The following is an 11554-nucleotide window of genomic DNA, read 5'->3' on the forward strand; positions in this document are numbered from 1 at the left end:
CAGGATGGCCTCAATTCATGGCCCTACGCAGCGCGGCCCAGCAGAACACGTCTCCTTGGCTACGCACCTACGCGCATTCGTGCAGGTCAGAAGGCCACCAGCTGTCACAGACCGAGCCGCCCCCAAACTCACGAGCAGCGGATTCAGTCCGTTCAGGCAAAGTTGACGCTCCGACAGCCAAAAAAGAACGTTTCCGCAGGTCAGAGACCTGTATAGGTGGGGCGGGTGGGACTCGAACCCACGGCCGACGGATTATGAGTCCGTTGCTCTAACCGGCTGAGCTACCGCCCCAAGCGGCGTGTCGCGCACAGGTGTGCGTGTCGTCTGCCGCAGCATAGCCGCTCATACGATCTCCTGCCTCGATGATCGACTAGGCACGGCTCCCCTTCGCGACCCCGAAGACTGCCTCCGGGCCCGCACGGTTCCTCCAGGCGGTCGACCAGGACGTGAACCGGGCATGAAAAAGGACCCCCCAGGGGGTCCTCGTTCAGCATGCTCCCCCGACTGGACTCGAACCAGTAACCTGCCGGTTAACAGCCGGCTGCTCTGCCAATTGAGCTACGGAGGACCGAGCTCCCCCGACTGGACTCGAACCAGTAACCTGCCGGTTAACAGCCGGCTGCTCTGCCAATTGAGCTACGGAGGAATGCCTCGTCTGCATCGAACGCACCCTCCTGGGTATCCGCCAGGGGGCGCGCGCTCTCTGCGACACATACATTAGCGCAAGCAGGGGGGTGCTTCGCCAATCGGTACTCTCCGGCGCCGTCGCCGCAACCGGAAACCTGTGCAGACCCGCACACAGTCCTACACAAGGGAAGGGTGGCCGCCATGCGTTACCGGCTCACGTTCGTCACCGGAGTCGTCCTGGGTTACGTGCTGGGCACGAGGGCCGGGCGCGAGCGCTACGAGCAGTTGAAGAAGTCGGCGCAACGGTTCGCGCAGAACCCCGCCGTGCGCAACACCGCGGAGACCGCGGCGCAGCAGGGCCGGGACATCGCGGGCCGGGCCTACCACGCGGTGAGTGACAAGGTGGGCGACCGGATGCCGGACTCGATGGCGCAGCGGGTGCGCACCCTGCGCGAGCGCACCTCGCAGGGCTCCGGCGAGGACGACTGGGGGACGAGCAACACCTGACCGGGACACCGGTGACACCCGGCGGGGAGCCCTCGGCGGACCGCCCGGCGTCGCGACGTCGCCGGGTACGGCAGAATTTTGGCCATGGGGATAGTCGCCGGGTTGGACAGTGCGCCCGATTTCACTCGCATCGTCGTCTGTGACGCGGACAGCGGGACCGTGCTCAAACAGGGGTATGCGCCGCACCCGGTGGACAACCCCCAGGGCACGGGCCGTCCGTCCGACGTCGATCCGCAGAACTGGCTGCTGTCGCTGGGCGAGGCGGCGGGCGGTGGACTGCTCGAGGGCGTGCAGGCCATTGGGGTCTCCGCGCAGGCGAACGCGCTGGTGCCGCTGGACTCCCAGGGCAACACCGTGCGGCCCGCCATGGTCGGTACCGACAGGCGGACCCAGGTCGCGGCGGCCGATCTGATCGACGCGCTCGGCGGTCGTGAGGCGTGGGCGCGGGCGGTGGGCAGCGTTCCGCAGGCCGCGCACCCGGTGACGAAGCTGCGCTGGCTGGCCCGTACGGAGCCCGAGAACGCGGCGCGCACCGCCGTGCTGCTCCAGGCGCACGACTGGCTGGTGTGGCAGCTCCTGGGCCGTCCGGGGCGCCGGACCACCGACCGGGGCGGTGCGTCCGGAACCGGCTACTGGGCGGCGGCGACCGGGGGTTACCGGCCCGATCTGGTGGAGCTGGCGCTCGGGCACCAGACCATGTTGCCGGAGGTGATCGGCCCGGCCGAGGCGGCCGGTGCCACCCCGGAGGGGCTGCTGATCTCCGCGGGCACCGGGGAGACGATGGCGGCGGCGCTCGGGCTCGGGATCGGGCTGGGCGACGCGGTGGTGTCACTGGGCGCGTCCGGCTCGGTCATGGCCGTCCACCCCGAGGCGCTCTACGACCCGAACGGCATGGTCACCGCGCTGGCGGACGCCACCGGGATGCATCTGCCCGTCGTCACCACGCTGAACGCGGTACGGGCCCTGCGCGGGACCGCGGAACTGCTCGGGCTGCCCGATCTGGAGAGCCTGTCCGGCCTGGCGATGAAGTCGACACCGGGTTCGCACGGGCTGGTGCTGCTCCCCTATCTGGAGGGCGAGCGGACGCCGAATCTGCCGCACACCGCCGGGACCCTGTCGGGGCTGCGGCGGGAGTCGATGAAGCCGGAACACCTGGCGCGGGCCGCGTTCGAGGGCATGCTGTGCGGGCTCGCGGACGCGCTGGACGTGATGCGCGGCCGGGGCGTGGAGGTCCGGCGGGTGTTCCTGCTGGGCCAGGCCGCGGGGCTGCCCGCCGTGCAGGCGGCGGCGCCCTCGCTGTTCGGGGCGCAGGTGGTGGTGCCGCAGCCCGCGGACTACGCGGCGATCGGCGCCGCCCGGCAGGCGGCGTGGGCGCTCGGGGTGTCCCAGGGCACCCTCGACCCGCGGACGCCGCCGGTCTGGCAGGGCGCGGCGGCGCAGGTGCTGGAGCCGGGTGAGGACCTGGCGGTGGGGCAGGCGATACGCCAGCAGTTCGTGTCGGTGCGCGAACAGACCCATCCGGGGGCGTTCCGGATGTGACCGGCCGGGCGGCGGGCGGTGCGGGCCGCGCATCCGTCGGTCCATGGAACCGCGGATTAAATCGGTTGAGGTAACACGGGTGGAGTGTTCGACGATAGGGGCCAGGGGCAACCACTCGCTCCTGCCGACCACCCGAGAGATTCAGCGTGCTCATACGACTACTTCGGACTCATCTCCGGCCGTACAAAAGACCTATCGTCCTTCTGGTGCTGCTGCAGTTCCTGCAGACCTGCGCCACGCTCTACCTACCCACCCTCAACGCCGGCATCATCGACGACGGTGTCGTCAAGGGGGACACCGGCTACATCCTGTCCTACGGCGCCCTGATGATCGGCATCTCGCTGGCACAGGTCGTGTGCAACGTCGGTGCCGTGTACTACGGCGCCCGGACCGCGGCGGCGCTGGGGCGTGACGTGCGGGGGGCCGTCTTCGACCGGGTGCAGTCCTTCTCCGCGCGTGAGGTCGGCCACTTCGGCGCCCCCTCGCTCATCACCCGTACGACGAACGACGTCCAGCAGATCCAGATGCTGGCGCTGATGACGTTCACGCTGATGGTGTCGGCGCCGATCATGTGTCTGGGCGGCATCGTGCTGGCGCTCGGTCTGGACGTGCCGCTGTCCGGGGTACTGGTCGCGGTGGTGCCGGTGCTGGGCGTCTCGGTGACGCTGATCGTACGGCGGCTGCGTCCGCTGTTCCGGACCATGCAGGAGCGGCTCGACACGGTGAACCGGGTGCTGCGCGAGCAGATCACCGGCAACCGGGTGATCCGGGCGTTCGTCCGGGACGCGTACGAGCAGCGGCGGTTCGGGAAGGCCAACGCCGAGCTGACCGAGGTGTCGCTGGGCACCGGCAATCTGCTGGCACTGATGTTCCCCGTGGTGATGACGGTGGTGAACCTGTCGTCGATCGCGGTGGTGTGGTTCGGCGCGCACCGGATCGACAGCGGGGGCATGCAGATCGGTGACCTGACCGCGTTCCTCGCCTATCTGATGCAGATCGTCATGTCCGTGATGATGGCCACCTTCATGTTCATGATGGTTCCGCGGGCCGAGGTGTGCGCCGAGCGCATCCAGGAGGTACTGGACACCTCCTCCAGCGTCGTGCCGCCCGCCGCGCCCGTCACCGAGCTGCCCCGGCACGGCCATCTGGAGATCCGGGGCGGCGGCTTCCGCTTCCCGGGTGCCGAGGAGCCGGTGCTGAAGTCGGTCGACCTGGTGGCCCGTCCGGGCGAGGTCACCGCCGTCATCGGCTCGACCGGCAGCGGCAAGTCGACGCTGCTCGGGCTGGTCCCCCGGCTGTTCGACGCGACCGACGGCGAGGTCCTCGTGGACGGCGTGCCCGTCGCGGACCTCGAACCGGCGCTGCTCGCGAGGACGGTCGGGATGGTGCCGCAGAAGCCGTACCTGTTCGCGGGGACGGTGGCGACGAATCTGCGGTACGGGAATCCGGACGCCACGGACGCCGAGTTGTGGCACGCGCTGGAGGTAGCGCAGGCCAGGGAGTTCGTCGAGCGGCTGGAGGGCGGGCTCGACGCGCCGATCGCGCAGGGCGGCACCAATGTGTCCGGCGGCCAGCGCCAGCGGCTCGCGATCGCGCGGACGCTGGTGCGGCGCCCCGAGATCTATCTCTTCGACGACTCCTTCTCCGCGCTCGACTACGCGACCGACGCGGCGCTGCGGGCGGCGCTGGCCGAGGAGACCGCCGGGGCGACGGTGGTGATCGTCGCCCAGCGGGTGGCGACCATCCGCGACGCCGACCGGATCGTGGTCCTGGACGAGGGCCGGGTCGCCGGCACCGGCCGGCATCACGAACTGATGGCGGACAACGAGACCTACCGGGAGATCGTGCTCTCCCAGCTGACGGAAGCGGAGGCCGCCTGATGGCCGGGCCGATGGCGCGGGCCGGAGCCGGGATGGGCCCCGACCACCAGTCGCTGAATTTCAAGGAGTCGGGCAAACGGCTCATCGCGCGGTTCGGGCCGGAACGCCTGACCATCTACGGGCTGCTGGCCTGCGTGGTGCTGAGTGTGGGGCTCAGCGTGATCGGGCCGAAGATCCTCGGCCGGGCGACCGACCTGGTCTTCGCGGGCATCGTCGGACGGGACATGCCGGCCGGGGCCACCAAGGAGCAGGTGCTGGAGTCGATGCGGGAGCGCGGCGAGGGCGGTGTCGCGGACATGCTCCGCAGCACCGACTTCACGCCGGGCGAGGGCATCGACTTCACGGCCGTGGGCACCGTCCTGCTGTTCGCGCTGGCGGTGTTCGTGGTCGCCGGCCTGCTGATGGCGGTCGCGACGCGGCTGGTCAACGGCGCCGTGAACCGCACCATGTACCGGATGCGCGAGGACGTGCAGACGAAGCTGTCGCGGCTGCCGCTGTCGTACTTCGACAAGCGGCAGCGCGGTGAGGTGCTGAGCCGGGCGACCAACGACATCGACAACCTCGGGCAGACGCTCCAGCAGACGATGGGCCAGCTGATCAACTCGCTGCTGACCGTCATCGGGGTGCTGGCGATGATGTTCTACGTGTCCTGGATCCTGGCGCTGGTCGCGCTGGTGACCGTGCCGCTGTCGTTCGTGATCGCCACCCGCGTGGGCAAGCGGTCGCAGCCGCACTTCGTGCAGCAGTGGCATACGACGGGCAGGCTCAACGCGCACATCGAGGAGATGTACACCGGGCACACCCTGGTGAAGGTGTTCGGGCGGCAGGAGGAGTCGGCGAAGCGGTTCGCCGAGGAGAACGAGGCGCTGTACAAGGCCGGTTTCAAGGCGCAGTTCAACAGCGGCGTCATGCAGCCGCTGATGCTCTTCGTGTCGAACCTCAACTACGTGCTGGTGGCGGTCGTCGGCGGGCTGCGGGTCGCGTCGGGTTCGCTGTCTATCGGTGACGTGCAGGCGTTCATCCAGTACTCGCGGCAGTTCTCGATGCCGCTGACGCAGGTCGCCTCGATGGCGAACCTGGTGCAGTCGGGTGTCGCGTCGGCGGAGCGGGTCTTCGAACTGCTCGACGCCGGCGAGCAGTCGGCCGACGTCTCGCCGGCCGAGAAGCCGGCCGAGCTGCGCGGGCGGGTGGCGCTGGAGCAGGTGTCGTTCCGGTACGACCCGCAGAAGCCGCTGATCGAGGACCTGTCGCTCGCGGTGGAGCCGGGGCACACGGTCGCGATCGTCGGCCCGACCGGCGCGGGCAAGACGACACTGGTGAACCTGCTGATGCGGTTCTACGAGGTGTCAGGCGGGCGCATCACGCTCGACGGCGTCGACATAGCGCGCATGTCCCGGGACGAACTGCGGGCCGGGATCGGCATGGTGCTCCAGGACACCTGGCTGTTCGGCGGCACCATCGCGGAGAACATCGCGTACGGCGCCTCGCGGGAGGTCACCCGGGAGGAGATCGAGGAGGCTGCGCGGGCGGCCCACGCCGACCGGTTCGTCCGCACCCTGCCGGACGGGTACGACACGGTGCTCGACGACGAGGGCAGCGGGGTGAGCGCCGGTGAGAAGCAGCTCATCACCATCGCGCGGGCGTTCCTGTCCGACCCGGTGATCCTGGTGCTGGACGAGGCGACGAGTTCCGTGGACACCCGTACCGAGGTGCTGATCCAGAAGGGGATGGCCGAACTGGCGCACGGGCGTACGTCGTTCGTCATCGCGCACCGGCTCTCCACGATCCGGGACGCGGACACGATCCTCGTCATGGAGAACGGCTCGATCGTCGAACAGGGCTCCCACGAGAAGCTGCTGGCGGCGGGCGGGGCCTACGCCCGCCTGTACCGGGCGCAGTTCGCGCAGGCGGTGGTGGAGGTCGACTAGGGCCTGCCCCGGTTCTGCCCAAGGGGGCCGCCTGCGGGTTTCCGCGAGCGGCTCCCTTCCCGTTCACCGGATACCTCCGAGGATGCCCCGGACTTCAGGCCAGGGTGGGGGTGCCTCCCGCTTGCGGGGGAGAAGCGGACCCCTGCGGAGCGTGGCAGGGAAGGGGAATCGCCGTCAGGGCGATTCGCCGTTTCCACCCGCGTTGGTGAGGGCGACCTCAAGCAGGTGGATGATCTCGGAGTTGAGGGACCGCCGGTCCGCACGAGCCTGTTCGACCAGCCGTGCGTGCAGGTCGGTGGGGAGTCGGAGGGAGATTCTTTTCTCATCGGCCATGCTAAAATGATGCCATGGCGACACCACGCATGGTCAAGGAGGCCGGGCAAGCCCGGTACACCTACCGGCTTCGCCTCTCGTCGACCGCCCGCACCGCGCTCCTTGCCGAGTGGGACCGGTGCCGGTGGCTGTGGAACGAATGTGTCGCCAAGTCCCGGCAGGTGCACGCCCGCAACAAGGCGCACTCCGGCGGCAAGCTGACGTGCGGTCCGGCGCAGCTCGACAAGATGCTGACCGAGGTCCGCGGCAAGCTGTCGTGGCTGCGGGACGGCGCGAGCGTCCCGCAGCAGCAGGCGATCCGGGACTTCGCCACGTCCCGCTCCAAGGCGCTGAAGGACATGGAACGCCGTCTGCCGGTGAGACAGCGCGCGGGCATGCCCCGGCACAAGCGCAAGCGTGACGCCAACCCGACGCTGAACTACACCAAGCGCGGGTTTCGCCTGAAGGACGGCCGCCTCCACCTCGCGGGCGGCATCGCCCCGACCGTGGTGTGGTCGCGTGAACTGCCGTCCGCTCCCTCGTCGGTGCGGGTGTACCGGGACAGCCTCGGCCACTGGTACGCATCGTTCGTCGTCGCCACCGAAGTGCAATCGCTCCCCGGCACGGGCACCGTTCTCGGCATCGACTGGGGCGTCAAGGAGACCGCCACCACCACCTCGGACGCGCACGACCTCCCGCACGCCGAACACGGCCGCAAGGCCTCACAACGCCTGGCCCGGTACCAGCGGATGATGGCCCGCCGCCGCCCCGCCAAGGGGCAGACCGCGTCCAAGGGCTACCGGGAGGCACAGCGGCAGGCCGCGAAGACCTCCAAGAAGGTGGCCCGGCAGCGGCAGGACACCGCCCGCAAGTGGGCCAAACGCGTGGTGACCGACCACGACGCCATCGCCGTCGAGGACTTCAAACCGAAGTTCCTCGCCAGGTCGACCATGGCACGCAAGGCGGCCGACGCCTCCATCGGAGCCACCAAACAGGCCCTGATCGAGATGGCCCGGAAGCACGGCCGCATCGTGCACCTGGTCGACCCCATGCACACCACCATGGACTGCGCGCAGTGCGGAGCAAGAGCCAAGCACCGCCTGCCACTGTCGGAACGTACCTACACCTGCACCACGTGCGGAACCGTGTCCTCCAGGGACAAGAACTCCGCCCGCGTGATGCTGATCCGGGCTGGTCTGGCCCCGGCTGGTGTCGAGGGCGTAAGACCTCCGGGAGCGCTGCTCCCGGAGGCGGCCTGAGCCAGGAATCCCCTCCGGTCAGGGAGAGGAGCAGTCAATCCAGGTAGCCCCTCAGCTGGTCGGCGAAGGCGTGGTCGCGGAGTTTGCTGAGGGTCTTGGACTCGATCTGGCGTATGCGCTCGCGGGTGACGCCGAAGATGCGGCCTATCTCCTCCAGGGTGCGGGGGCGGCCGTCGACCAGGCCGTAGCGGAGCTGGACGACCTTGCGCTCCCGCTCCCCCAGCGTCGACAGGACCGCCTCCAGGTGCTCCCTCAGCAGCAGGAACGCGGCCGACTCGGCAGGGCTCGCGGCGTCGCCGTCCTCGATGAGGTCGCCGAGGGCGACGTCGTCCTCCTCGCCCACCGGGGTGTGCAGGGAGACGGGCTCCTGGGCGAGCCGCAGCACCTCGCCGACCCGCTCGGGGGCCAGGTCGAGCTGGGCGGCGACCTCGTCCGTGGTCGGTTCACAGCCGCGTTCCTGGAGCATGCGGCGCTGGACACGGATGACACGGTTGATGAGTTCGACGACATGCACGGGGACGCGGATGGTGCGGGCCTGGTCGGCCAGCGCCCGGGACATGGCCTGGCGGATCCACCAGGTGGCGTAGGTGGAGAACTTGTAGCCGCGCGCGTAGTCGAACTTCTCCACGGCCCGGATCAGGCCGAGGTTGCCCTCCTGCACCAGGTCCAGCATGGTCAGTCCGCGGCCCACGTACCGCTTGGCGACGGAGACGACGAGCCGCAGGTTGGCCTCGATCAGCCGCCGCTTGGCCATCCGGCCCATGACGACGAGCCGGTCCAGGTCCAGAGCGAGCCTGCTGTCCAGGTCGGAGGCCAGCCGCAGCTTCTCCTCGGCGAACAGGCCGGCCTCGACGCGACAGGCGAGCTCGACCTCCTCGGCGGCGGTGAGCAGGGGGATACGGCCGATCTCCCGCAGGTACTGCCGGAACAGGTCCGAGGAGGGGCTGCCGGACTCGGTGCGCACCGGCGGCGGGGCCGCCTCCACCACCTCCACGGGATCCGCCGCCTCCACGGAGTCCGCCGCCTCCATGGGGTCCGCCGCGTCCGCAGGGTCCGCCGCCTCCATGGGGTCCGCCGCGTCCGCGGGGTCCGCCGGATTCCCCGGATCGAGCGCCGCGGACGGGGGTCCGGGCTCCGTCTCCGGGTGGTGCGCGGGCCGGCTCTGTGCGGGCACCGCCACCAGGACATCCGCGTCGGGCCGCGCACCGGCCGTACGCGCGGCGGACTGGGTGAGGGTCTGGATCTGGGTCTGCACCGGGGCGACCTCCAGGGTGATCGCTGCCGAGGGGGGCGGCAGCGGTACTTCGGGGGCGGAGCCGACGGCCTCGCCGCTGTCCGTCCCGTACGCGATGAGCGTGGCCGCGGGGGTCCGGGACCCGTCGGGGACGGAGCGGCCGCGCTCCGAGGACTCAGGCACCGCCCCCCAGTGTGGGGTACGACACATCGTCCCCACGAGGGGCGTGCGACGACTTTTTGCTTCCGCGCGGTGACCCGGCGGTTACGACCTGCCTACAGCGCCGCCGCGCCGTGTTCGCGCAGGGCCTGGTCGTACTGCTGGAGGACCCACAGCTCGTTCTGCACGGAGGCCAGTTCGGCCGGGTCGCCCTGGGAGGCGACGCGGGTCAGCCGCCCGGTGATCTCGCGGATGCGGCGCTCGACGGCGCGACGGCGGACGGTGACCAGTTGGGCGCCCGCGTACGTCTCGTCGACCTCCTTGACGCCCCGGTGCAGCATGATCGCCTCGACGGCGAGCTCGGTGACCATGGCGCGGACGGTGTCGTCGGGGGCCGCCTCGCGGACGCGGATCAGATAGTCCTGGGAGCCGGGAACGCCGGATTCGACGCCGCCCGCGTCCAGGACGGCCTGGCGCACCGCCGCGTACACCGGGGCGGTGAACTCGTCGAGGCCGTACGCGTCGAAGGCCGGGGAGACCAGCTCGGGACGCTGGAGGGCGAGCTTGAGCAGTTCGCGTTCGGTGGCGAAGACGGGGTTGCGCAGGTTGAGGGCGGGGCCGCGCGGGAAGGCCGGTCCGGGGGCGGAGCCGTACTGCTGCGGGCCGCCACCGCCGCCCCGGCCGTGCTGCTGCCGGTCGGGGGCGGGGCCCTTGCCGCCGCGGTCGCGGGCCCAGCGGGCGAGCTGCGCCACCCGCTTGACCACGAACTGGGTGTCGAGGATGCCGAGCATGCCGGCGAGCTGGACGGCGACCTCGTGCTGGGCACCGCTGTTCTTGATGCGGGCGACGACGGGGGCGGCCTCGTCGAGGGCGGCGGCGCGGCCGGCCGGGGTGTCCAGGTCGTAGCGGCCCACGATGTGGCGGAGCGCGAACTCGAAGAGCGGGGTGCGGGGCTCGGTGAGGTCCGCGACCGCGTCGTCGCCCTTGGCGAGGCGCAGGTCGCAGGGGTCCATGCCGTCGGGTGCGATGGCGATGTAGGTCTCGGCGGCGAACTTCTGGTCGTCCTCGAAGGCGCGCAGGGCCGCCTTCTGGCCGGCCGCGTCACCGTCGAAGGTGAAGATCACGCGGGCCGAGCCGTTGTCCATCAGCAGTCGGCGCAGGATCTTGATGTGGTCGCCGCCGAAGGCGGTGCCGCAGGTGGCGATGGCGGTGGTGACGCCGGCGAGGTGGCAGGCCATGACGTCGGTGTAGCCCTCGACGACGACCGCGCGGGACGACTTCGCGATGTCCTTCTTCGCCAGGTCGATGCCGTACAGGACGTGGGACTTCTTGTAGATCGCCGTCTCGGGGGTGTTGAGGTACTTCGGCCCGTTGTCCGACTCGTACAGCTTGCGGGCGCCGAAGCCGACGACCTCGCCGCCGATGTCGCGGATGGGCCACATCAGACGGCCGCGGAAGCGGTCGATGGGGCCGCGGCGGCCCTCCTGGGAGAGGCCGGAGAGGATCAGTTCCTTGTCGGTGAAGCCCTTGCCGCGCAGGAAGCGGGTGAGGTGGTCCCAGCCCTGGGGGCTGTAGCCGACGGAGAAGTGCTGGGCGGCCGCCTGGTCGAAGCCGCGCTCCGCGAGGAAGGCGCGGCCGGTGTCCGCCTCGGCGGAGGTCGCGAGCTGCTCCATGTACCAGTCGGCGGCGATCCGGTGGGCCTCGACCAGGCGGATGCGCTCGCCGCGCTGGTGGGCGGGGTTGTACCCGCCCTCCTCGTAGCGCAGGGTGATGCCGGCCTGGGCGGCGAGGCGCTCGACCGCCTCGGAGAAGGAGAGGTGGTCGATCTTCATCACGAACGTGAGGGTGTCGCCGCCCTCCTGGCAGCCGAAGCAGTGGAAGAACCCCTTGCTCGGACTCACCTGGAAGGACGGCGACTTCTCGTCGTGGAACGGGCACAGGCCCTTGAGGTTGCCGCCGCCCGCGTTGCGCAGCTGGAGGTACTCGGACACCACGGCGTCGATCGGGACCGCGTCCCGTACCGCCTTCACGTCCTCGTCGTTGATCCGTCCAGCCACGCGTGAAGTCTACGGCGGTCCGCCGGCGGCCGGATCCGAGGCGTCCGCCCCG

8 protein-coding genes and 3 tRNA genes are annotated in these 11554 nt (G+C 70.4%); 5 read left to right on the top strand and 6 right to left on the bottom strand.

Going from position 1 to position 11554, the window contains the following annotated elements:
• Positions 1-217 precede the first annotated feature (217 nt).
• The 3 genes from ACFP2V_RS17785 to ACFP2V_RS17795 form a co-directional block, all read right to left on the bottom strand.
• Positions 218-291 (bottom strand) — tRNA-Ile (locus ACFP2V_RS17785).
• Between the two features lie 204 nt (positions 292-495).
• Positions 496-568 (bottom strand) — tRNA-Asn (locus tag ACFP2V_RS17790).
• 5 nt (positions 569-573) lie between these two features.
• A tRNA-Asn gene (locus ACFP2V_RS17795) sits at positions 574-646 on the bottom strand.
• A 182-nt stretch (positions 647-828) separates the two neighbouring features.
• Between ACFP2V_RS17795 and ACFP2V_RS17800 the strand changes: the two genes are divergently transcribed.
• The 4 genes from ACFP2V_RS17800 to ACFP2V_RS17815 all read left to right on the top strand — a co-directional run bounded on the left by ACFP2V_RS17800 (position 829) and on the right by ACFP2V_RS17815 (position 6481).
• Positions 829-1134, top strand: a complete 306-nt coding sequence (locus ACFP2V_RS17800) for a YtxH domain-containing protein (protein ID WP_381212805.1) — start codon at positions 829-831, stop codon at positions 1132-1134.
• 84 nt (positions 1135-1218) lie between these two features.
• Entirely contained in the window at positions 1219-2673 is a 1455-nt protein-coding gene (locus ACFP2V_RS17805; protein ID WP_381212807.1) for a xylulokinase, read from the top strand.
• Between the two features lie 146 nt (positions 2674-2819).
• Positions 2820-4553 (top strand): ABC transporter ATP-binding protein, encoded by a 1734-nt coding sequence (locus ACFP2V_RS17810; RefSeq protein ID WP_381212810.1) that lies wholly within the window; start codon positions 2820-2822, stop codon positions 4551-4553.
• Complete coding sequence (locus tag ACFP2V_RS17815) at positions 4553-6481, top strand: ABC transporter ATP-binding protein (RefSeq protein WP_381212813.1); 1929 nt, start codon at positions 4553-4555, stop codon at positions 6479-6481. Before ACFP2V_RS17810 ends, ACFP2V_RS17815 begins: the two co-directional genes overlap by 1 nt.
• A 174-nt stretch (positions 6482-6655) precedes the next feature.
• Here ACFP2V_RS17815 and ACFP2V_RS17820 read toward each other — a convergent pair whose 3' ends face one another.
• Positions 6656-6814, bottom strand: a complete 159-nt coding sequence (locus tag ACFP2V_RS17820) for an Arc family DNA-binding protein (RefSeq protein ID WP_381212816.1) — start codon at positions 6812-6814, stop codon at positions 6656-6658.
• A 14-nt stretch (positions 6815-6828) separates the two neighbouring features.
• On the opposite strand from ACFP2V_RS17820, the gene ACFP2V_RS17825 reads away from it, so the two are divergent.
• Positions 6829-8052, top strand: a complete 1224-nt coding sequence (locus ACFP2V_RS17825; RefSeq protein WP_381212819.1) for an RNA-guided endonuclease InsQ/TnpB family protein — start codon at positions 6829-6831, stop codon at positions 8050-8052.
• Positions 8053-8086: 34 nt separating this feature from the next.
• On the opposite strand, the gene ACFP2V_RS17830 is transcribed toward ACFP2V_RS17825, so the two are convergent.
• Positions 8087-9469 (bottom strand): RNA polymerase sigma factor, encoded by a 1383-nt coding sequence (locus ACFP2V_RS17830; protein ID WP_381212822.1) that lies wholly within the window; start codon positions 9467-9469, stop codon positions 8087-8089.
• Between the two features lie 92 nt (positions 9470-9561).
• Complete coding sequence (gene dnaG, locus ACFP2V_RS17835) at positions 9562-11502, bottom strand: DNA primase (protein ID WP_381212825.1); 1941 nt, start codon at positions 11500-11502, stop codon at positions 9562-9564.
• Positions 11503-11554: the final 52 nt, after the last annotated feature.

Source organism: Streptomyces incanus (assembly GCF_042656345.1).
Taxonomy (GTDB): domain Bacteria; phylum Actinomycetota; class Actinomycetes; order Streptomycetales; family Streptomycetaceae; genus Streptomyces; species Streptomyces incanus.

Coding starts and splice junctions, on each gene's coding strand:
- ACFP2V_RS17800 (WP_381212805.1), top strand. CDS start 829: ATGCGTTACCGGCTCACGTTCGTCACCGGAGTCGTCCTGGGTTACGTG.
- ACFP2V_RS17825 (WP_381212819.1), top strand. CDS start 6,829: ATGGCGACACCACGCATGGTCAAGGAGGCCGGGCAAGCCCGGTACACC.
- ACFP2V_RS17805 (WP_381212807.1), top strand. CDS start 1,219: ATGGGGATAGTCGCCGGGTTGGACAGTGCGCCCGATTTCACTCGCATC.
- ACFP2V_RS17815 (WP_381212813.1), top strand. CDS start 4,553: ATGGCCGGGCCGATGGCGCGGGCCGGAGCCGGGATGGGCCCCGACCAC.
- ACFP2V_RS17820 (WP_381212816.1), bottom strand. CDS start 6,814: ATGGCCGATGAGAAAAGAATCTCCCTCCGACTCCCCACCGACCTGCAC.